The organism is Pseudaminobacter soli (ex Li et al. 2025) (assembly GCF_029892515.1).
Classification (GTDB): domain Bacteria; phylum Pseudomonadota; class Alphaproteobacteria; order Rhizobiales; family Rhizobiaceae; genus Pseudaminobacter; species Pseudaminobacter soli_A.
The window spans coordinates 36,120-58,233 of sequence record NZ_JARXVF010000012.1 but is presented as its reverse complement, the minus strand read 5'-3'; the positions used below and the strand labels follow the sequence as shown (position 1 = coordinate 58,233).

19 protein-coding genes are annotated in these 22,114 nt (G+C 58.8%); 9 read left to right on the top strand and 10 right to left on the bottom strand.

Translation table 11 applies throughout. The features are described from left to right. Positions 1-23 precede the first annotated feature (23 nt). Positions 24-1,427, top strand: coding sequence for an NCS2 family permease (locus M2281_RS27580; protein ID WP_280824406.1), 1,404 nt, complete (start codon positions 24-26; stop codon positions 1,425-1,427). A 71-nt stretch (positions 1,428-1,498) separates the two neighbouring features. Further along, positions 1,499-3,286 carry an adenine deaminase gene (gene ade / locus M2281_RS27575; protein WP_280824454.1) on the top strand — a complete coding sequence of 596 codons (1,788 nt, stop codon included), beginning with the start codon at positions 1,499-1,501 and terminating at the stop codon, positions 3,284-3,286. A 58-nt stretch (positions 3,287-3,344) separates the two neighbouring features. Here the strand turns inward: ade and M2281_RS27570 are convergent, their stop codons facing one another. From M2281_RS27570 to M2281_RS27550, 5 genes are all read right to left on the bottom strand, one after another. Continuing rightward, positions 3,345-4,205 (bottom strand): undecaprenyl-diphosphate phosphatase, encoded by an 861-nt coding sequence (locus M2281_RS27570; RefSeq protein ID WP_280824405.1) that lies wholly within the window; start codon positions 4,203-4,205, stop codon positions 3,345-3,347. Positions 4,206-4,323: 118 nt separating this feature from the next. Next, a complete protein-coding gene (locus tag M2281_RS27565) occupies positions 4,324-4,923 on the bottom strand; it encodes a 4'-phosphopantetheinyl transferase family protein (RefSeq protein WP_280824453.1) in 600 nt (199 codons plus the stop codon). Between the two features lie 71 nt (positions 4,924-4,994). Then, entirely contained in the window at positions 4,995-5,462 is a 468-nt protein-coding gene (locus M2281_RS27560; RefSeq protein WP_280824404.1) for a GNAT family N-acetyltransferase, read from the bottom strand. Further along, a complete protein-coding gene (locus tag M2281_RS27555; RefSeq protein ID WP_280824403.1) occupies positions 5,459-9,625 on the bottom strand; it encodes a Pls/PosA family non-ribosomal peptide synthetase in 4,167 nt (1,388 codons plus the stop codon). The genes M2281_RS27560 and M2281_RS27555 overlap by 4 nt, the downstream gene beginning before the upstream one ends. A gap of 470 nt (positions 9,626-10,095) precedes the next feature. Beyond that, positions 10,096-11,157, bottom strand: coding sequence for an alpha/beta fold hydrolase (locus M2281_RS27550; protein ID WP_280824402.1), 1,062 nt, complete (start codon positions 11,155-11,157; stop codon positions 10,096-10,098). A gap of 1,252 nt (positions 11,158-12,409) precedes the next feature. Here M2281_RS27550 and M2281_RS27545 point away from each other — a divergent pair. Beyond that, complete coding sequence (locus tag M2281_RS27545; RefSeq protein WP_280824401.1) at positions 12,410-13,498, top strand: MrcB family domain-containing protein; 1,089 nt, start codon at positions 12,410-12,412, stop codon at positions 13,496-13,498. Between the two features lie 399 nt (positions 13,499-13,897). On the opposite strand, the gene M2281_RS27540 is transcribed toward M2281_RS27545, so the two are convergent. Further along, positions 13,898-14,176 carry a hypothetical protein gene (locus M2281_RS27540; RefSeq protein WP_280824400.1) on the bottom strand — a complete coding sequence of 93 codons (279 nt, stop codon included), beginning with the start codon at positions 14,174-14,176 and terminating at the stop codon, positions 13,898-13,900. A 134-nt stretch (positions 14,177-14,310) separates the two neighbouring features. On the opposite strand from M2281_RS27540, the gene M2281_RS27535 reads away from it, so the two are divergent. Beyond that, on the top strand, positions 14,311-14,538 hold the full coding sequence (locus M2281_RS27535) for a hypothetical protein (RefSeq protein WP_280824399.1): 228 nt from the start codon (positions 14,311-14,313) through the stop codon (positions 14,536-14,538). A 549-nt stretch (positions 14,539-15,087) separates the two neighbouring features. Next, a complete protein-coding gene (locus M2281_RS27530) occupies positions 15,088-15,573 on the top strand; it encodes a hypothetical protein (protein WP_280824398.1) in 486 nt (161 codons plus the stop codon). A gap of 81 nt (positions 15,574-15,654) precedes the next feature. Here M2281_RS27530 and M2281_RS27525 read toward each other — a convergent pair whose 3' ends face one another. Next, the gene (locus M2281_RS27525; RefSeq protein ID WP_280824397.1) at positions 15,655-16,413 is read right to left on the bottom strand and encodes a recombinase family protein; all 759 of its coding nucleotides are present in this window, start codon (positions 16,411-16,413) and stop codon (positions 15,655-15,657) included. A gap of 133 nt (positions 16,414-16,546) precedes the next feature. Here M2281_RS27525 and M2281_RS27520 point away from each other — a divergent pair, with 133 nt between their 5' ends. Genes M2281_RS27520 through M2281_RS27505 form a run of 4 tightly spaced genes read left to right on the top strand, consistent with a single transcriptional unit; the run spans position 16,547 to position 20,229 of the window. Continuing rightward, positions 16,547-18,115 (top strand): HTH domain-containing protein, encoded by a 1,569-nt coding sequence (locus tag M2281_RS27520; RefSeq protein ID WP_342394311.1) that lies wholly within the window; start codon positions 16,547-16,549, stop codon positions 18,113-18,115. Further along, a complete protein-coding gene (locus M2281_RS27515) occupies positions 18,066-18,740 on the top strand; it encodes a class I SAM-dependent methyltransferase (RefSeq protein ID WP_342394310.1) in 675 nt (224 codons plus the stop codon). Before M2281_RS27520 ends, M2281_RS27515 begins: the two co-directional genes overlap by 50 nt. Next, on the top strand, positions 18,740-19,579 hold the full coding sequence (locus M2281_RS27510; RefSeq protein ID WP_280824396.1) for an SIR2 family protein: 840 nt from the start codon (positions 18,740-18,742) through the stop codon (positions 19,577-19,579). The genes M2281_RS27515 and M2281_RS27510 overlap by 1 nt, the downstream gene beginning before the upstream one ends. Next, the gene (locus M2281_RS27505) at positions 19,576-20,229 is read left to right on the top strand and encodes a non-canonical purine NTP pyrophosphatase (RefSeq protein ID WP_280824395.1); all 654 of its coding nucleotides are present in this window, start codon (positions 19,576-19,578) and stop codon (positions 20,227-20,229) included. Before M2281_RS27510 ends, M2281_RS27505 begins: the two co-directional genes overlap by 4 nt. Positions 20,230-20,287: 58 nt before the next feature. On the opposite strand, the gene M2281_RS27500 is transcribed toward M2281_RS27505, so the two are convergent. From M2281_RS27500 to M2281_RS27490, 3 genes are read right to left on the bottom strand one after another with little or no spacing between them, the layout of a single operon-like run. Further along, on the bottom strand, positions 20,288-20,623 hold the full coding sequence (locus M2281_RS27500) for a hypothetical protein (RefSeq protein WP_280824394.1): 336 nt from the start codon (positions 20,621-20,623) through the stop codon (positions 20,288-20,290). After that, positions 20,614-21,024, bottom strand: coding sequence for a hypothetical protein (locus M2281_RS27495; protein ID WP_280824393.1), 411 nt, complete (start codon positions 21,022-21,024; stop codon positions 20,614-20,616). Before M2281_RS27495 ends, M2281_RS27500 begins: the two co-directional genes overlap by 10 nt. Then, on the bottom strand, positions 21,011-21,787 hold the full coding sequence (locus M2281_RS27490) for an HNH endonuclease signature motif containing protein (protein ID WP_280824392.1): 777 nt from the start codon (positions 21,785-21,787) through the stop codon (positions 21,011-21,013). The genes M2281_RS27495 and M2281_RS27490 overlap by 14 nt, the downstream gene beginning before the upstream one ends. Positions 21,788-22,114: the final 327 nt, after the last annotated feature.

Genomic DNA, 22,114 nt, shown 5'->3' with positions numbered 1-22,114 from the left:
GAAGTTCACTAATGGGAGGAGAAATGAACTATCAGTCGAATGTTGCGGTGAGCGCTCGAAGCCAGGAACAATCCTGGCTTCACGGCTTTCTCGACCGTTTTTTTGAAGTCAGCCGGTACGGATCGACGGTCCGCACCGAGATTCTTGCAGGTCTGACGACGTTCTTGGCGGCATCGTACGTCATCGTCGTCAACCCTTCGATTCTGCAGCACGCCGGGATTCCGTTCTCGGCCGGCGTGACCGCGACCGTTCTCGTAAGCTTCATCGGCAGCTGTGCCATGGGGCTCTATGCGCGCAGCCCGATTCTCGTGGCACCCGGCATGGGCATCAACGCGCTGTTCGCCTACACGATGGTGATCGGCGCCAAGGTGCCGCTCGAAATCGCACTGGGTTGCGTTCTCTGGGCCGGCGTTCTGTTCACGATCCTCGCCCTTCTCAACCTGCGCACGGCGGTCATCGAAGCTATCCCTGCCGACCTGCGCTACGGCATTGCCTGCGGCATCGGCTTGTTCATCGCGCTGATCGGCCTGGAGAATGCCAAGTTCATCGTCTCCAACCCCGACACGATCGTCGGGCTGACAAACTTCAACCCCGTCACGATGACCTTCATCGCGGGCTTCATCATCACCGTTGCGCTGGTGGTGCGCCGCGTGCCCGGCGCCATGATGGCCGGCATGGTCATCACCACGCTGCTTGCCATTCCGATCGGCCGCTTGTGGGGCGATGGCAGCGCCTTCTGGCCGGATACGCCGGACCTGCACACGCTGGTCAACTGGGATGGGCTTTTGGCCGCGCCGGACTTCAGCTTCGTCGGCAAAATCGACGTGATGGGCGCGCTGCAGGTTGCCTATGCGCCGTTTATCTTCGTGTTCCTGTTCACGAATTTCGTCGAGGCGCTGTCGACGTTCCTCGGTCTGGCTGAAGCCGCCAACCTCAAGGACGAGGACGGCATGCCGCGCAACGTGAAGGAATCGATGCATGTCGATGCCGTCGCCGCGCTGATCTCGGCACCGCTTGGCACCAGCCCTGCAACCGTCTATCTGGAATCGGGCGCGGGCATCCAGCAGGGTGGACGCACAGGCCTGGTGGCTCTCGTCTCCGGCCTCCTGTTCCTGCCCTTCCTGTTCCTGTCGCCGCTGCTCTCGCTGGTACCGGCGATCGCCACCGCACCGGTGCTGATCCTGACCGGCCTGTTCATGTCCGAGCCCATGGGCCGCATCAACTGGTCGAGCATCGAGGATGCCATCCCCGCCTTCCTGGCGATCGTGCTGATCCCGCTCACCTTCTCCATCACGCTCGGCCTGTCGCTCGCGATCATCGGCTTTGTCGTGCTGAAGCTGGTGGCCGGCAAGGCGCGCGAGGTGAAGCCGGTCATGTGGTTCGTGGCGCTGCTCGCCGCCATCCTGGTGATGCAGGTCCAATACTGACCACGAAGGGCGGGGTCGCGTTGGCGATGCCCGCCCTTATTGTATCCGAAAATTGAAAGGACATGCAGGATATGCTGCAGCCATGGTTTGAAACCGCCCCGCGTCTGGTCGACGTGGCGATGGGGCGCACGCCGGCCGATCTGGTGATCCGCAATGGCCGGTGGGTCAATGTCTATTCCGGCGAGATCGTGCCCAACACCGATATCGCCGTCTCCGCCGGTCGCTTCGCCTATGTCGGGCCGGACGCCAGCCATACGATCGGCGAGGGCACGCAAGTTGTCGATGCCGCCGGGCGCTATCTCGTGCCGGGCCTGTGCGACGCCCACATGCATGTCGAAAGCGGCCTGGTCACGGTGACCGAGTTCGCCCGCGCCGTCATTCCGCACGGCACCACCTCCATGTTCATCGATCCGCACGAGATCGCCAACGTGCTCGGCCTTGCCGGCGTGAAGCTGATGAATGACGAGGCGCAGAGCCTGCCCATCAACATTCTCGTGCAGGTACCGAGCTGCGTGCCAAGCGCTCCGGGGCTGGAGCGAGCGGGCGCGGAACTCAGCGCCGATGACGTGCGGCAGGCGCTGAGCTGGCCCAACATCATCGGCCTCGGCGAGATGATGAACTTCCCCGGCGTCGCCTCCAACGATCCCAAGATGACGGCCGAAATCTCTGCCACGCAGGCCGCTCGCCTGACGGTGGGAGGGCACTACGCCTCGCCGGATCTCGGCCGCGCCTTCCATGCCTATGCTGCCGGCGGGCCGGCCGACGACCACGAAGGCACCACGGTGGACGATGCCATTGCCCGCGTCCGGCAGGGCATGCGCGCCATGCTGCGCCTTGGCTCGGCCTGGTACGACGTTGCCGCTCAGGTGAAAGCGATTACCGAACGCGGCGTCGACTCGCGCAATTTCGTGCTCTGCACCGACGACAGCCATTCCGGCACGCTGGTCAATGACGGCCACATGAACCGCGTGGTGCGCCATGCCATCGCGCAGGGCCTGAAGCCGATTACGGCAATCCAGATGGCGACACTAAACACCGCCCAGCATTTCGGGCTCGAGCGCGAGCTTGGGTCGATCGCACCGGGCCGTCGCGCCGATCTCATCATCACCTCGCACCTCGCAGAACTGCCGATCGAAATGGTGTTCGCGCGCGGCAAGCTGTTGGCGGAAGGCGGCAAGCTTTCCACCGACATTCCGGCTTACGACTATCCGGACAGCGCCAAGAATACGGTGAAGCTCGGCAAGAAGCTGACCGCCACCGATTTCGACATCGCTGCTCCGGGCGCATCCGAGGTGAATGTGCGCGTGATCGGCGTGGTGGAAAACCAGGCGCCGACCAAGGCACTGGAGCGCAAGTTGCAGGTCGAAAACGGACTGGTGCAGATGGATCGCGTCAACGACGTCTGCCAGATCGCGCTGGTCGAGCGTCATCGCGCTACGGGCGAGGTGGTGAACGCCTTCGTCTCCGGCTTCGGCTACACGAAGGACTGCGCCATGGCCTCGACCGTGGCCCATGACAGCCACCACATGATCGTGGTGGGCACCAACAAGGCCGATATGGCGCAGGCGGCAAACCGCCTGCAGGAAGTCGGCGGCGGCATCGTCATGATCTCCGAGGGCAGGGAGCTTGCGCTGGTCGAATTGCCGGTTGCCGGGCTGATGTCCGACGAGCGCGCGGAAGCGGTGGCTGTGAAGGCAGGGCGACTGGTCGAAGCCATGCGCGAATGCGGTTGCGAGCTGAACAACGCCTATATGCAGCACTCGCTGCTGGCGCTTGTCGTCATTCCGGAACTGCGGATTTCCGACATGGGCCTGATCGACGTGACGAAGTTCGCCAAGACCGACGTCATCATTGCCTGATCTTGTTGATCCGACCGGCGGCGTTCCGACGGCGCCGGTTGGATGAAGCTAGCTGTGCTTAGCTGAAGGCGACCCACAGCACGATCGCGCCGAGCAGGACGCGGTAGAAGATGAAGGGCCAGGCCGAGAAGCGCTCAAGAATGCGCATCAGGACCCAGAGCGCCGCAAAGGACGACAGGGCACCGGCAACCAGGCCGACCAGCAGGATCATCCAGCCCTGCAGATCGAGATGAGCATGAACAAGGGTGCCAATCTCATGCACCCCGGCCAGCGCGATGGCGGGAATACCGAGCAGGAACGAGAACTTTGCGGCTTCCTCGCGGGTGAAGCTGCGGCACAGCGCTGCCGTGAGGGTCGAACCCGAGCGCGAGACGCCGGGAATAAGCGCGCCCACCTGGGCAAGTCCGACGATCAGCGCGTCGCGCAGGCGCATGTCCTCGACCCGGCGCTCATGCCGGGCTGCCAGTTCGGCGATGGCGAGGAGGCCGCCCATGACTAGGCAAGAGATGCCGATCACCGGCAGGGTCCGCAGTGGGCTGTCGCAACGATTGAGCAGCGGCGCAAGCAGCAGGCCTGCGATCACGATCGGCACCGTGCCCAGCACGACACCTACCGCAAGGCGAAACTTCGGCGAGAACCAATCCCCGGTCCGTATGGCGGCGATCGATCCGCCCGCAATGGAGCGGATGTCCGTCCAGAAGTAACAGAGCACGGCGCTGAGGGCGGCAAGCTGCATCGCCGCCGAGAAGGCCGAACCGGGATCCTGCCAGCCGAGCAGCGCCGGCACCAGCCGCATATGCGCGGTGGAGGAAATCGGCATCAGTTCGGTGATCCCCTGCACGATGCCCAGAAAGGCGACCTTCGCCGCGCCTAAGGCTACGAAGCCAGTATCCACGCCTTCCGTGCAAGCAGCACTCATATAGACCTCCTGTCCTGACGATATCGGCTATATCCGAAAAACGCAGGACTAGCACGGGAATCGCCGCTCAATATGACAACTGCGTGGCCCGTAAGTGGCGGCGCGACGTCGGAGCCAGTCAGGCGGATACAAGGGCCAATACGATGATGCGCGGGGACACGCAGTAGGTGAGCCAGGCCCTGCGGCCCGTCCTCGTCGTGGCGTAGCCGGTGGTCAGGTCTACGGCGATGTCTTCATAGCCCAGGACCTCGCGATCCAGCGGGTACACCGCTTTGTAGACCGCCTCTTTCGCGGAAAAGAGAAGGCGACCGGCGAGCCGCGGATCTATCGCTACACTCGCCACATCCGCATCGATGGTCACGAGCGCGGAAATATCGTCCGAGAGGGGCTCGGCAGGCTCGACGTCGATGCCGAGCGACCTGATCTGAGAGACGGGCGCCACCGCTGCGACGGCCATTTCGTCGTCGTGAGCTAGCGAACCCGTGATGCCCATGGGCCAGACCGGCGCGCCGGATGGCTCGCGCAGGATGGCGAAGTCGTTTATCCTGAAATCCGCAAGCAGCCCGCGCGCGACCCATCTGGCTGCACCGCTCGCCCGCCGCATTTCCAGACGGCGCGTCGGAATGGAGCGAGCTTCTTCGGGGAGCAGATGGGTTTCGTCCCCATCGCGTATAGTCCGGCATCCGACCCGAACACCGTCCGGTGCAATGGCCTTCATCGCCAGCAACAGGGATGTATCCCCTGACGAACTTGCAGGCGTGCGGAGCAATTGCGTCACAGATCGCCCATCTATGCCCGCAGGACGAGGTCGGCAATCATCTCGCCGTCCTCATCCAGTCCTTGTTCTACGAAACCGGCGGAGCGATAGAGGTGCCGTGCTCCTTCATTTTCGGGGGCATAGCAGATCGAAACGTGCCGCACGTGGCCGAGGCCCCTGATCTCGTCCAGAGCCTGACGGAGGGCAGCTCTGCCATAGCCTCTGCCCTGATATGTGCGGTCGATCATGAAGCGATAGATGCGGGCTTCGTCGTCGTCGTCCGGCGCCTCGTACATGAGAAACCCGACAACGCGATCTTCCATCATGACAACGCGCGGGCGCGCGTCGCTGTCCTGTTCGGCTTCTTCCAGAGAGTCCGCGTTGCTGGCGACGAAGTCGATCTGATCCGGCGAAAGCTGCAAAGCCAGGACCAAGGCCCGGTTGGCCTCGGTCACGGGTGCCAGGCGGATCGCCACCTCTTTGCCGGCATTCGCCGTCAAGCTACCTCCTCGTAGGCCGCGGGCGCGGCAACGGCTTTTTCCGGCGCGGATGGACGGACGCCAGACCGTTTGTGTGAGCTCCCGACTCGGTTCGGCTTTACGAAGCCGTGCGGCTTGGCCGGGTTGGCGCGCCAGATGGAGTTGGGCTCCAGCACCTCGCCCTTCATCACGAAGGAGTCCACATCGGCCACCGAGTTTTCGCCCATCACCACGCCATAGTGGATGAAGGCAGCCGGTCCGATCGTACAGCCCTTGCCGATGCGGATATAGTCCGACTTGAACGCGCCTTCTTCCAGGGAATGGGCCTGAAGAACGCAACCTTCGTTGAGGGTCGCATCGTCGCCGATCTCCACCAGCGAACGCTCGGTGAGGTTGGCGCCGCCGTCATAAACACGCCGGCCCACCTTCACGCCCAGCATCCGCAGGATCATCGGCCGGAACGGCGTGCCCGCAAACAGGCGGGTAATCGGCGAATCCGACAGTTTCCAATGCCGCTCATGGTGCCAGAACGTGGGGTCGTAGATGGTCGTCATCTGCGGCTTCAGCTTGCCGAAGCCAAGGCTCGCACGTTCGATCAGCATATAGAACGGAATGGTGATCGCCGAGGTCAGGAGCACTGCGACGAAGAGCGCGATCTCAGCCCAGTCGGTGTAATAGTTAAGCGCGCGGTCCCAGATCGCCACGGTGGCGAACAGCATGAACCATTGCGCCGCCAGGAACAGAAGCGCGGTCACCGTGTTGTAGCGGTTCTTGTACTTCAGGCGGGCGCGGCGCTCGTCCTCACTGATACCGGCGATAAGCTCCTTGTCGCGGTTCACGATGCGCGGGATTTCGAAGGACGGCGAGCCGAGAAGGCCCGTGTTCTCCCGCACCGGTCCATCGATGGGCACCATCACCTTCGTGCCGAGCAGGCAGTTTCGGCCCGTCCGGCCATCCGGCGGATAATAGATGTTGTTGCCCAGGAAGTTGTAGTCGCCGATTTTCGTGTGCTCGAGGCGGAAGGCGGAGGCGGATTTGTGCATGTTGATCATGAACAGTCCGTCCGACACCATCGTACCGGAGCCGATCTCGCACAGAAGCGGATTTTCGTGCTGCTGGTTGCTGCCGAAGTTGGAACCGGTTTGCACCACGTTGTTGAGGTTCCAGCCGATGCTGCGGATGTAGTGGACGATCGCCGAGCTGTCTCCGAACAGGAGGTTGAGAACGCGCGAATTGCTGCTGAATTCGACGACGGTCTGCAGCCAGTAGCGGAACCCGTAAAGGGTATACGCGCGGCCGGGCTTCAGGATCACTCTGATCAAACGCGGCAGAATGGTAGCAGCCAAGAAGGCCACGACGATATAGCCGAGCACCGTGATCGCGGTGCCGTAAGCGACGATGCCGATCGTCTCCTGATAATCGTCGCTGACGTTCTGCCAATAGCTGTGGAACAGAAGCGGCAGCGGAGTGACGACGGTCAGCAGCACGACAAGCTGGGCTGCCTCGAAGAGGATGCGCCGGATATTGGAAGCGTTGACATTGCGCACCTTGCAATAGTCCGCCGAAGTGGGGACGGCCGGCGATCCGTGCCAGTGCTCGCCAGCCGGGATGCTCTGTCCGCGCTGGAGCGAAGAGGCATGACCAAGCTGGGAGTTGTCGCCCATGCTGGTGTCGATATCGATCGTGCTCCCGACGCCCACGAAGGCGCCGCGGCCGATGGTCAGCGGTCCGGTATGGATATAGCCGGACTGTGCGCGATAGCCGAGAATCATCGATTCCTTGCGCAGGATCGTGTTGTCGCCGATCGAAATGAGGTCGGTGCAGACGGGCACCGTGCGGCACTCGATCACCGTGTTGTGCCCGAGCTTGGCGCCGAGAAGCCGCAGATAGATGCTGTAGAGTGGGTTGCCTCGGAACAGAACCACCGGCGCGGTGCGGATCAATGTCTGCACCACCCAGAAGCGATAGTAGCGCCATCCCCAGATGGGGAAGGCTTCCGGCTTCCAGCGGCCCACAAGCAGCCATTTTGCGATGATGGCGAAGCCGGACATGCCGAAGAAGGCGCCGGCGGACAGCAGCACGCAGCGAAGGTAGAGCTGTACCGGCTCGTCGAGCTTGTCGTAGACCCAGTTGAGGCCGTAATTGAAGACCCACAGGCTGACGTAGCTGTAGACGCCGTAGAACAACAATTGCGCCAGGCCAGAGACCCAATAGGCGAAATTGGATGCCCGGTGCGTGAGAACCGGCTCGAAGGTGGCCGCACTTGCCTTTTCCGGCACCTTCAGGTGCTGCGCGAGGCGCGCGATGGTGGGGAGGAGGTAGATGTCGCGCATCGATGTCGTCGCCCATTCCGGCCGGGTACGAACGCGCGCGCAGAAGCGAGCCATCAACAGGGAGTTGGCGCCGAGATCGTCGAAGAAGTTGTCCTCCACCGACACCTCTTCGATTTTCAGCACCTCGGCCAGGGCCGCAACGAGGAAGCGTTCATCGTCGTTGCTGGGCGGCACGATCGTCCGATCGGTCGAAAGCCGCAGGCTGGTGGGTTTCGGCAACTTGCGCAGATCGGCCTTGTTCGAGACCGTCATCGGGATCGCCGGCACTTCCTCCAGATAAGACGGCACCATGTAGTCAGGCAGTCGCCGCCTCATGTCCGCGACGATGTCGGAGCGGGAAATCGGCGGCAGGCCCTGTTTGGACGCATAGTAGGCAACGAGTTCCACACGGCCGGGCTCCACCTCCCAGGTCGTGACGGCGGCCTGCGCGATTGCCGGCTGGTCCAGCAGCACGGCCTCGATCTCGCCAAGCTCGATGCGATAGCCGCGAATCTTGACCTGCGTGTCGATGCGCCCGCGATATTCGATCTTGCCGTCATCGTTGATGCGGCCAAGGTCGCCGGTCCGGTAGATGCGCTTCGAGGGATTGTTCGGCAGATCGAGGAAATCGTGAATGAATTTCTGCTCGGTCAGGTCCGGCCGGTTGAGGTAGCCGACGGCGACGCCCATGCCGGCGATGCCGATCTCGCCCAGTTCGCCGGGCGGAGTAACCTCTGGTTTCTCCGGGTCGAGGATGACTATGGAATAGGTGGGCAGCGGCGCGCCGATGGTCACCGGCTTGTCCGCGGTCAGAAGCCCCATCGTCGCCGTGACGGTGGCCTCGGTGGGGCCATAGGTGTTGAGGATCTGCCGGCCCGGCTTGTCCCAGCGCACAACCAGATTGTGCGGACAGGCCTCGCCTCCCACCAGGATCGCCCGCAGGTTCGGCACTTCGCTCTCGATGGAGGACAAAAGCGTCGGGCTGCAGGCCATGCAGGTGACTTCGTTGGCGCGCAGGAAGTCCGCGAGTTCCTCGCCCACCAGCGGCTGCTGGCCGGGCGCGGGTACGACAGTCGCGCCGGCGGCAAAGGGCACCCAAATCTCCTCTGAGGAGAAGTCAAAGGCGATGGTCATGCCCTGATAGATGCGGTCGCTCGGCCGATAGCCGTAGGATTCCGCCGCGACCCGCACGAAATTGCAGAAGCTCTGGTGCTTTACCGCCACGCCCTTGGGCCTGCCCGTGGTGCCCGACGTGTAGAGGATGTAGCAGGTGTCGTCGCCGGAGGTGTCGGGACGCAGCGGCGTGTCCGGCCGGGCCGAGATTTCGACGGAAGCGCTGTCGATCAGCACGTGTGGAACGGGCATCCGTTCGGCACGTGCCGCGTAGTTCGAAATGGTGATGACCAGCCCGACGCTGGCGTCCTCGATGATGAGCGTCATGCGCTCTTCGGGGAATGCGGTGGCGAGCGGGACGAATGCGGCGCCGGCCTTCATCACCGCGAGCACGGCGATGTAGGTCTCGGCGGATCGGTCGAGCAGCAATCCCACCCGGTCCCCCGGCCGGACGCCACGGTCGGCAAGCAGATGCGCCAACTGGTTTGCGCGCTTATCGATCTCCCGGTACGTCCACGCACGCCCGTCCGAGATCACGGCAGGCGAGGGGCCGAACTTCTCGGCAAGCTGCTCGAAGAATCTGTCGAGGCGTTCGTCCGGTTGCCCAATTCGAGCAAAATCAGCCCCTGTCAGAATCTGAGGGCGCCCAATCGTAGTTGAGGCGGCGCTTTCTGCCGTACCGCCGGTCTCGACTGCAGCCCCCTGCTGGTTGGTCGCCGCGCCCTTGTCGAGCTTGGCGCCATCAACACCGTGATCCATTTCCACTCTCTCTAGTTATAAGTCGAGCGTCGCGGAGCATATCTCTGCGGCGTCATGCCATGTCTTGGGGCAGGCGTTGTCTATCGGCTGAACATGCACCGCTTTTGCGACTGACCTCTCCTTGTCAAAGCGGAATAGCCAAAGCCTTCGTAAAAGAAAAGCTCGTGCTTTTCGAAGCAACATGACCGTTGGGAAAGACCATTGCGGTCGCCCAGCTCGTTCACTGTCCCCTCAGGGCGAACCCCTTCGCTCCAGATCAAAGATCGACATTCACTCCGCACCTCTCGCCAGCCCTCTACGGCAAAATCGTGACACCAGGCTGAACTTTGAGGGGGTAGTCGTAAACTTCTGTCTGGGGTGTGGGAAGCCGGTCACTAAAGCTAACGTAAAGGCAGCATGGCCGCATTTGGGGGCCAAGCCGATTGGCCCGCGTCAGAACCGACTGGTCACATTCGGCAAGATGACGTCGATCAATGGCGGTCGGCGTCGATCACTGCTTGGGCGAAGGCCTGCGGCGCTTCCTGCGGCAGATTGTGCCCTATGCCACCCGTGATCAGCCGGTGTTCGTATTTGCCGGTGAATTTGTCGGCATAGGAACTGGCCTCAGGGTGTGGCGCGCCATTGGCGTCGCCTTCCATGGTAATGGTCGGCACGGTGATGACCGGAGCCTTGGCAAGCCTTGCTTCCAAATCGTCGTATTTCGGGTCGCCGGAGGCCAGGCCGAGTCGCCAGCGGTAATTGTGGATGACGATGGCGACGTGGTCGGGATTGGTCAGGGACACCGCGCTACGGTCGAACGTGGCATCGTCGAACTTCCATTGCGGCGAAGCGAGCTGCCAAATGAGCTTGGCAAAATCCCGCCGGTTTTGGTCGTAGCCGGCCCGACCGCGGTCGGTTGCAAAATAGAATTGGTACCACCATTGGAGCTCGGCCTTGGGCGGCAATGGCTTCTTGCCGCCTTCCTGGCTGCCGATCAGGTAACCGCTCACCGAAACCATTGCCTTGCAGCGCTCCGGCCAAACTGCCGCGACGATGTTGGCCGTTCGCGCACCCCAGTCAAAACCAGCCAGGGTTGCTTTCTGGATATGGAGACCGTCCATAAGGGCAATGGTATCGACGGCAAACACGGACGGCTGACCGTTCCGGAACGTTTCATCTGAAAGAAACCGGGTCGAGCCATAGCCGCGCAGATAGGGGACGATCACCCGATATCCGGCCGAAGCCAGAATGGGCACCACGTCCACAAAGCTGTAAATGTCGTAGGGCCAGCCGTGCAGAAGAATGACCGCGGGGCCGTCGGCCGGACCGGCCTCAACATATCCGACGTTCAGCTCGCCGGCATTGATCTGCTTCGCCGAATTAAAGGACGCATTCGTCCCCGGTGCCGGCGAACCCGACACACTTCCTCCGGCGGTCTGCGCTTCCGCCGGACCGACTTTGAGGAGTTCGGCTGCAGCGACGGTCATGGCCGCAGCACTCAGAAAGCGGCGGCGATCCTGGTCGATATTGTCGGAGGTCTTGATCCTAGCCATCGTGCAGTCTCCACAAATGGTCGCAACCAGATTTGCGATTCGACTCGGCTATTGCAGGCAATGCACTGCGCGCGCTCCACGCGAATTGAAGTCATATGAGATCGAGATGCGGCAATCGCGAGCCAGCGCAAAGACGCTGCTCGTCGCCGGCCGAACCGTCAAAACGTCGCTCTGTGTAAAAGAGTTCCTGCCAACGTCGGTCGGAGAAAGGTCCGCTAGGCTCAGGATCTATTGATCGGAGCTAGAAGACAACTGGAGCAAGGATCCAGAGAGCCGTATCGCTGGTGGCGGAGGCGCGATACGCGAGAAAACCCACGCGCATCAATTGTTCGAAGTTCCGGTGGGGATAAGTGGTAGCGGAGGTCCGCTACGCTCAGTCCCCCCGACAGGCAATTGCCTTGTTTTCCTACAGATCAAACTAGAGATCGCTTAGGTCAGCCACTCCTTGTGCGATTTCCTGTGACATGGAACGCGCTGGTCCCCAGCAGCCGCGCGAAGCGATTGTGTGAGGCAAAAGAGAAGGGGCTGAGCACAACCGGCATCGCAGAGGGAGGCCATCGGCGAGTGATTTCGTTCCCCGGAGGCAAAAAGCAAGGCCCGGATCGCTCCGAGCCTTTTCAGTTTCACCGGTGAAACGTGTCTTTCGGGCAACACCCACTCGTAGGGTCGCCTTAGTGAGCCCAACCGGTTTCATTCTCCGGGGAATGATTTCACTCCCCGGTGGGTGATTTTACTCCCAGGGAGTAATTTCACGCGCCGAGAAAGCAAAGGCCCGGATTGCTCCGGGCCTTTTCAGTTTCTCCGAGGAAACGTGTCTTCTATGTCACACCGCCTATTCGCCGCGCGTAAGAGCCATGAGTTCGTCGGTGGTTATGCCCCCGCCAGCATGGCCTCGGAAGCTGGCGAAACGGCTCGGATTATCCTGACGGGGAGTGTCGTCCTTATCGGGCTCAGGCTTTCCTTCAGGCTGTCCCTCGTGGTTTACTGCGGGCTTATCGTTTGGCATGGCATCCTCGTCCGGTGGTGAGCTACCCTATCACTTCATCACGCCGCGCGCCCCACCAAGTGGACCCATCTCGTGATGGTCGAAGTTCGCGATGAACCAAACTCCTCCGTAAGAACATCGACTGAGCAAGCCCGGTTCGGTAGCTTCTGTATGTCGGCATTGAATGCCATCAATTGCTTCTTTTCGGAGAATTTTCATGGATAGACAGCACCATCAATAATGGGGCTGCACGAACAAGGGGGACCGATGCGGGAAACACTGGCACGTATCTGTGAGCTTCAACCTGAATATTCTCCAGAAAACACACCCGCCATGCAGGAGCGAGGGCGGTTGGTGAGGAGCGATCTAAAATCGGAGATTGAAGGGCTTCGCCCTCGGTTGGCTGCGGCTTTGGGTTCATTCGGTCGCGATTTCCTTTCGGAAGCCTCGGACGGGATTGGCCGAAAGACGGAGCTTCCGTGGGTGAGGTTCTGCTCGCGCAACATGTCGCCAAATCCGACCGAGGGCTTCTATTGCGTCACGCACTTTTCGACCGATGGATCAGCCGTGCACATCACTGTCGGGTGCGGCTCCTCGCGCTTTCACAAGGGAAGTTCGGTGCCGCTTCCAGATCATGAGCTAGACGCGCAAACTGAATGGGCGCGCGGGGTAGTTCTGGAGGAGTTCGGAACCTTGGCCCCGTTCGACGATCCCGCCGAGTTCGGAGCACGACGGCCCCTTCCGCTTTCGTTTCAGCGAGCTACTGCCATATCCCACCGCGTTGCATATTCCGATATCAGTGCTAGCGACTTCGACGACCTGTTTCATCAAGCCGCTCAGCGGCTCCGGCCCATCTATACGGCGCAAGCCAGCGGGCGCGACCTTACAGATGCGGATCAACGTGAGTTGGAAATCAGTGCCGCGCTGAACCCGCTTCATCGACCCTCCGGGCGACAGGGATACGGGCTATCGGCACCAGCAAGAAAGGCCGTGGAGCAGAGAGCCATGGACGTAGCTGCGCAATTTCTGCGCTCCAAGGGCTATGCAGTTCGAGACACATCGGCCTCGAACCCTTTCGATTTCGAGGCGACGTTGAGCGGGAAACAAATAAAGGTCGAGGTCAAAGGCACGACCAGCGACCGTGCTGACGGCATTTTCATGACGGCCAACGAAGTCGAACTTCATATGAGTGAGAAGGGAAATACCGGCCTCATCATCGTGTCGAGCATCCGGCTGTCCGAGAATAGCGGTGTCTTTTCTGGTTCCGGGGGCAATGTGGAGTGGCTGCTCGGCTGGGACATTGATGCGTGGCTCCGTGAGCCGACCGCCTTTCGTCTAACTCGGTCCGGTATCTAAATGCCTCACTGCATCATGAGACAGTGCTGAACACGTTACCTCTACGCGACAGTTCGGGTAGCCGCTAAGCACAATCCTTAAACAAGGCTCTCGATCTGGATGCTCGCCCATCGGCCTATCTGAACTTCAGCGCAAATATGGTGCCGGTCGGCAGGTGCGAGAATCCGAACCTGATCTCACCTGTGTCGCAGATACGGCACCTACTCCATTGATGGCCGAGGCTGTGGTCCACGTTGTCTCGGCACCAGTTCTGCGGCTCATCCCAACTGCCGAACTCCTCCCGGAAGCTCGTCGGAGCAGGAAGGGTCACGACATACGGCAATCGGTGATTAACAGGATCGGTTGGCTTACGTCGTGCAGCTATCCGCGCCCTAAGCGCAGTAATGTCGAATAATGGCATCATGGTTTCTTGTGGATACGAGAGTTCAGTGCAGCCATTTTGGAACGATGGCGTTTGTATTCGTCGGTCTCCTTCTGGGAGATGCGGGCAAGCTCTATCGAACGCTCGGACGGGTCTTTGTGCAATGCAGCTTTCTGGCGTTGCAAGAGGAAGCCACTCAACGCCGAACGGTGTCGATCACGCTCCTCGGCCTGTTGCTGCCTGACCGTAGCGGTGCGCTGGATTTCTCCGTAGGCATCGCCGGGGCCAATCGGCTTGCGGGGCTTTCTGGGTTTCATGCCTGGAACCCTCGACGGAAGACCGTGCACTTGAAGCCTGCCGAAGTATTCACCGCGTTGAAGTACCAAGAAAGCTCTGTAGCTGAGCACCCACGCAGGCCGCGCATGTTGTCTATGGCGTAGTGAACGTATGAATGAACGTCGATTTTCAGCACGTCCTTCTGGAACGGTTCCAAGTGGATCGAGAGCAATTTCTCGAAGGCATTCAAAAACGTGAGTTCGTGTATCCGACCCAGATGAACGACGCCCAGGAGAACGGCGCTCCAGTTGCCATTCTCACACCTGGGCGAGAACGATCCGTAAAATTGCATGGACGCCCACCGGTTGTTCTGGCGTTGGTGACGATCACAGATGCCCCGTAGGCGTCGGCGCATACCATGGATGCCTGCCAGGAGGGTGTCTGGATCGGAATATGAGGGCATCTCGATCCGGACTCTATGCAGCCGATAGCTCGACTGACTTTCGGCCCAATCTGACACCGCATCGGCAATGATGCGGGCGCGGAACTTCCGGCAGCGGTTACATGACGGGGAACGGCACCAATGCCAATGTCCGTTGGTGGTCTTGCTGCCACACATCTGCAATTTGCGCCGGAGCGATGGTGATGTTTCTGGTGATTCGATAACTTTCGTAGTGGTCTTCATCTTGCGAAGTGGATGTACATTGTATCCCTATTTATCTTCGCGTTCATGATGCGGTCGTTCGGGGGGGCTATTCGCTAACCGGAGCCCACTTCTTTGAGGTCAGTCTGCCTGCGCCAGTAAACGCGCAACCTTCTCCGCCGAACAAGCTTCGGCTGACTGGCAAATCCTAGCCTCTTAAGGCTCTGTACAACTCCTGACGGTAATGGAAATCCCGTCTATTACACGAGCCACGGCCAATGCGGTCTTGGATGAAACATCGAGGCCATAATGCGAATCTTCCTAATTTTGCTCACGTTTTTAGGGCTCACGTCGCCTACCCTGGCCGACGGTCGCCAATGGCATTACAGTGACGAAGTCAAAGCCGCATTCTATGGCACGCCGGAAACGGATGATGTGCTGGTTCGCATCACCTGCGGTGAACGGAAGGGCGAGATAACCCTGGAGATTCCCTCTTACGCGTCCAAGCCATATACGCGCGCGGAGATTTACGATCTCGCCAACCCATGGAACCAAGTCGTCCTGGGGCTCACCAAGCAGAATGAGGAAATGCCCATCGCCGGGGACGCCACGCCGTACACGGAAAACGACGAGCCCGCTGGCTGGCAGTGGTCAGTCACCGTTGAAAGAAATGATTCCGTCTTCGATTTCCTCTCGACGGGTGGCACAATTCAGGCGGATGGCTATGACACGAAGTTCAGCTTCCCTGCTAAGGCTGGCGCTGTCCTGAAGCGCTTGAAAAAGGCATGTAGGTAGAGCCTAAAGAGATTGTTGCCGCAGCCGAGCCTGACGATGCTTCGTACGCACCGAGGGCTACCTACCTCATCACTACCCAGGTCAGCTTTCGACCATTGCCTTGATGACGGATGACGAGAACGGGCGACCGCTGGCGCTGACATAGCCCTGGCCTGCAAGTTGTTTCGCGATTTCGCGCAGGGAGCACCGTCGTCCAGTTTTTGGCGACCGGCGACGGAGACGTTTGGCCTCGGTAACGATCTCAGCGCCGTCCTTCCTTTCGGCTACGCGTTTCCTACCCTCGACCTTGCGTCCAGTCTCGCGCTTCTTACGCTCTCGTGCAGCCCTGAGCTTCAGGACGAGGCGAGCCTTTTCGAGTTGGGAGAAAACGCCTGCAATCTGCCGCATCGCAACCTTGTATGGGTCATCGGTTTCGGTGAGATCGTCGCCGGAAGCTGTCAGGACACGCACTCCACGATCCACCAGGGCGAGAATGCCCGCCTCTTGTACGACGAGTTGTCGTGCGAACCGCGAGGCGTCCTCAACTAGGACGACCCTGACACCATTGGACTCGATCCGGTCGAGGAGCGCCATGAAGCCGGGACGGCTCTCGATAGGGTCGGCACCGCTTATGGACGCGTCATAGAACTCGTCCTCGATGACGAAACCAGCGCGTTTCGCGAACGACTGAACGGCATCACGCTGACGGCGCTCGCTGTCCTTGTCGGGGCCGACATTCGCGGCGCTCGACGTGCGAAAATACGCCACGGCCTTAGTCATTTCTTCTAGGCGCTTTCCCTTGGCCTGCTTGGCTTTCATCGCGATATCCGTGCTGATTTCTTCGGAAATCAGAACACGCAATGCGACTGGTCGTCAATAAGCCCAGGCATTTGGCTGTTCACGAAGCAATTGCAGTGGAGAATTCGGCCCAGCGGTGGACAGGTACCCGGTAGTGGAGTTGATTGCGTACGGAACTGTAGGTGCTGAGGGCTAAGTGGAGACGGGGGCAGTCGAACACACTACGTACCTGTGGGTGGCCGAAGCTGTCCTCCGGCGGCATCGCCGCCCACTCACGGCACGACAGATTGTGACATTCGGACTGGATGACGGGCTATTTGCCGATAAGGACATCAGCCGAACACCGCAAAAGTCTATGCAGGCCCGCCTCAGTATGGAAATTCTGAAGAGAGGAGAGGCTTCGCGGTTCCTTCGCACCGAACCCGGCAAATTTTATCTAAGGGAATTATTACAGACACCCAAAGCCGATCCGAATGTTGAGGTGGCTTTGAAGGAATACACCGCGATCCGTCGCGCGCCTGCTCCCGCATCAGAGCAAGTTCTGGTTGTTCCAAAGGACGCATACAGACATGTCCTTGATTTCCAGGGTATTGACGTAAACTACAACGCCATCCTGGAGCGCCTCATCTCATCGGGCCGACTTACGCACCTGCCAAGAACTGAGGCTGAGGTAAATTCGGAATTTAAGCAGTTTGTCACCTACACAATCATCCAGCAGCGGGACAAAATCCTCTCGTTCCGGAGGGGACAGTATAATCGTGCAGCCTCCTTCCTGCGTGGCGCTCGATGTGTTGGATTTGGCGGACATGTTACCGAGGACGACCTCAGCATTCTGACGTTCTCCGACCGTGGCATTAAGGCCAACGCCGCGCGCGAGATTTCGGAAGAGCTAAAGCTTGGGTCCGATAGGCCAGAGGTTGACCCAGACGAGATCGAGGTACTTGGTTTCTTAAACGACGACTCGTCAGATATCGGTATACGCCATGTCGCGGTTGTCCTCAGATATTGGGCTCCTGAAACTCCAGAGTGGAAAAACCCTCAGAGAGGCGAAGCGTCCATAAATCAGCTTCGCTGGATGAAAACTGTCGGCTCCGAGATAGACCTTCTCGACTTTGAGTACTGGTCACAGCTTGTTTTGCGAACCTTTTTCCAGGGAGTTGTGATCAGTCGCCCCTCGTTGAAGGTGCTTCGCCCAAATGCGTTTCGAGAACCTCATATCCTATGTGTCGCAGGCTCCATTGGGTCTGGAAAGTCAATCACGACTAACCGTCTGTGCGAACGGGCTGGATACCGGCAAGTCAATACAGGACAGGTCTTAGCAAGGTTGCTCGACATTCCTCCCGTCCCGATCACTCCCCGTTCCGAGTTTCAAGTCAAGGCATACGACTTCATTACACAGCAAAACGGTCCTCGTAGACTTGCGGAAGCCATCCTCGATGACGTGGCTGCCATGCAAGAGCCGCGCATCATAATAGATGGAGTTAGACAGCTTGAAACCCTCGAACGTTTAAAGGATATTTCTACGCGGACGGTTTCTACGATTTTTGTATATACGCCGCCAGATGTCGCATACAAGTTGTATAGTATAAGGGAAGCAAATTCTCCTGGAATGTCTTTATCGGAGTTTATGCGAATATATAATGCACCAGTCGAATCGGAAGTTAGGCTCCTGATTCAAGACGCTGATGCAGTAATATATAACTGGTTCGGATTGGATGACTATGAGCTTGTTGTCGAAAGGCTCATTGCAGAACTTGGGCTATGATGTGAAGCAGGAATTACATGGCGGAGGGTATGACGACGGATATATGGCTGTGCCATGCCTTTGGGGTACTCAGCCGGGTTCTCTCGTCCAGGAAGTGCTTTCAACTGGCAATTTCGGATCATCAACGAAGGTGCTGGACTTAGGTTGCGGAGAGGGGAAGAACTCTGCTGCCTTTGCACGCGCGGGATGCGAGGTCGATGCAGTCGATTGCTCATTACCTGCGATCACTAATGGAAGAAACGCCTTCGCTGACGCGCAGATCAGGTGGTTCAACCAAGATGTGCTTGACTTTGTTTGTGGGCGCGAGCGGTATGATGTCGTCATCTGTTACGGGCTTTTTCACTGCCTTCGCGCTGCCTCCAGCATAGAAAGCATAATTGCCCGCGTGCAAGATGCCACGCGAAAGGGTGGCCTCAATATTGTTTGCGCGTTTAATGACCGCTCTCACGATCTCTCGGCCCACCCTGGGTTCTGTCCAACACTCCTGCCGCACACTTGGTATGTCTCTAGGTACGCTCGTTGGAGCCTCTCCCACGCATCGGATTCGGACCTTCATGAGGCGCATCCGCATAACGGAATTCCGCACCACCACTCACTAACCAGAATCATTGCCAGAAAGCCGTGATGCCGCACACCTGTCCCGCAGAATTGAAGCGCCTCTACCGCCAGAGCCGCGTGCTGCCCTTCGTGGGGGCCGGAGTTTCTATGTCTGTGTCTTGGAACGACGGGGCAGGCAATCCTCTGAGGGGGCCAAGCTGGAGCGAGATGGTCAACGAAGCGGCCCGCATTCTTGGCTATGACGACCCTGAGCTTATCCGCATGCGTGGCACGGATTTACAAATCCTAGAGTATTTCAGGGTCAGGAAGAAAAATTTTGCACCCCTAATAAACTGGATGGTAAAGCAACTTGATACGCCAGAAAGTGTCTTGAAAGATTCAATTCTACATAGGACGCTTGCCGCGCTTTCGAGTTGTCCAATTTTTTACACTACAAATTATGATGATTTCTTAGAAAGGTCGTTTTCTGCGCTCGGGAGACCTGCTCATGTCATAGCGACCGAAGAGGATATGGGGTTCAACAGTACAGATACTCAAGTTATCAAGTTTCATGGCGACCTAAATCACCCGGACGAAATGGTCATGTCGGAAGGTCATTATTACAGAAGGATGAGGCTGGATGGACCTATGGACTTGAAGCTGCGCTCAGACCTCTTCGGAAGAGCCGTGTTGTTCATCGGATATAGCTTCCGTGATATTAACATTGCTCATCTATTCCAGACTGTAAACGAGACGTTCCAACAGCTACCAAACAGCTTCTCGGGCAGACGTGCCTACATAATCGTCCAAAATCCATCTGACTTCGAAAACAGGCTGTTCCACCAGCGCAACATCGAAGTTATCCCGGCCTATGGCAATGACCGCACAGCGGCTGCCGCCGAAATCCTGACCGATATGGCGTCATGAACAAGATCAGCATTTACTACGCCACCCGGAGTGAATTTAAGAAACAAGAGATCGCTGCAATCGAAGAGGCCACTACTTATAAAGCGGAGGACGCCACGGACCAATTGGTCGGGGAAAGGTTCAAGTTCGTCTTCTCCGACGTAAAAACCGATGAGCCTCTTGAGGTCGATCTTGCGACAATGGTCCGCCACAAGGCGGTTTCTGCTTACAAATCACTGCTCATGCCGTGCATTGTCGAGCACGCTGGCCTAATTCTCCTCGATCACGCCAATTCAGGCTACCCCGGCGGCTTGACGCAGCCGATGATGGACGCGCTTGGTGCCGAGGATTTCGTGCGTCGTATATCGGCGGCTGGTGAGCGGGCAGTCGCCAGGGCAGTCATCGGTTACTGCGATGGGATGTGCGTACACATCTTCACTGGAGATACGGAGGGCGCAATTGCAGACAAGCCAAGAGGTGGTCGAGAGTTTTACTGGGACACCATCTTTGCGCCTGATGGATATGACGGTGCTACCTACGCGGAGATTTCCGCGAAGCTAGGCATACGTGAAAAGATGAAGGTGTCTCAATCACGAAAGGCGCTCCAGCAGTTCTTGGATTTTCGAGTTCGTCGGGGTGCGAACTCTCTCTTCATGGACTTCGACAGGTAACCCGGCTTGATGTCGGCAGCCCGTCAGAAGCCGAATACCCGGAAAACGGAAATGTCGTTTACATAGTTCGGACTAGGCTCTGCGCCGAGCGCTTTTGGATTTCAACGAGCAAAGCTTCGAAATCCTTTTGTAGATGACTATTTCGCACTATCCCAAGGCCGAGCGCCCGCGCCCTCTTGATGAACTGAAAATGCGCCTCTTCGGATGCCGAGAGCATGGTCACATGCACGCGGGCGATGTGCTCTGCCAAATGGTGCTTGCACCGGATAGCAAGCTCGCAAGAGGCCGCGTTAGTTTCTGGATGGATGATCAGTAGATCGACATCATTGGCTGCGGCGACATCGGCGAAGGCGGAACCAAAGCCATAGACCGTGACGCTGCGCGTCACAGCCAACCCTGCTTCCTAAAATACTCTTCTTCTTTGTCGGTCAGGTATGCCCAATGGTCGTCACGGTGGAGCGCCCCCATAAACTCTCCTATGCTGAACAGACCGACATTTTCATCGCGGCAATGGCGTTTGGCATCGGGTGAGTAACCGCACCATGCGGAATTGATGATCACGGCATCGAGGCGGCCAAGCTGCTCGATGGTCTCGAAATATTCAGCAATTCCAAAGGCGTAACACTCGCAGATGAATACGCGCAGCGCGTCGCCTCGCGTGCGGGTCAGTTGATAGGCACCGCTCCCTTCTGACTTCAGAGAAGCAACCTTACCGTGCCGAATTATCTGGCCTTCAAAAAATCTGTAGTGACCGTAATGACTCGGCCACGGAAAAATCGCGCTATGCGCCGCCACCTGAAATCCCCCTGATCAGTTCGTCGAAATTCAGCGGGAATCGCCTCACCGCTGCATATGGTATTGAATCTTCTACCCATTGTTCGTAGCTGCGCACATGCATCAGGAATGCGGCAACGGCTTCTTGTTCGCCTGTGTCGAACAGCGCTTTGTGCTCTTCAATCAGGCTCGCGATCTTGCGGTTGTTCGGTATGATGACGGACAGCCGCTCGGAGAGCCAAACCGCATGCGCGGCTTCGTTGTGAGGCTGGGTGCGCGCAAGTTCGGACATCGGTCCATATTGCGCCCAGGACTGCCTGTTTTCTTCCAGCAGCGGCAGGATCGTGCGGGCAAGCTCTGCCTTCGTCAGAGATTCGTCTTTGTCCAATCGCTCCAGCACCCGTGCTTCGTGCGCGGCTTTCATCTCGTGCAGCACCGCGACTGTATAGGCGGGCTCGTTTTCCTTGCGGTCGATAAGCGTGTGATGTGTAGGGCAAAGCAGAACTAGGTTCTGATAGTCATCCCGTTCGGCGTCCGTCTGATCTGGATCATGCCGATTGGCATCGGGCTTGTCCCCGCAGATATGGGCCATCTCTCCCAGCGTATAGGGCGTGGCCCCCTTGGCTTCGTGGTAACAGAGCCGTTCCCAGCAGCCAGGGAACGCGCAGCGCCCACCAGCGGCTGACCAGAGAATCTTGATGGATTTCTGAGATATTGCCATGCCGTGCAGGGTTATCATATCGGGCGGCAGTGTCACTGCTTGGCTCGTCGAAAATTTGACCATCGAATGCTTCGCGCCGCTCAGCCGACATCGTGTGGCACTTCGGAGAATGGCCGCCTCCACCCAGCCTCGCTCAAACTGACTCTGCCCTTAGATGAGCCAGCCAATGTGATCCAAAAGGCATGAAGCCGCGTCTCGCGTCGTGTCTATGCCTATAAAGGTCGGGCTTGTTACAGATCAGGGATCATGAGCCCAAGCTCCACTTCGTTTCGCCGGGCTGTTGTCTGGTCTGAAAGCTGGCGCTTATCAGCCCATCCAACCATGCGATGGATGATTCTTTATCCAATTCGCTAGATTAAGGCTCACTTCTATCCCCCTGCTCCTGAAAAG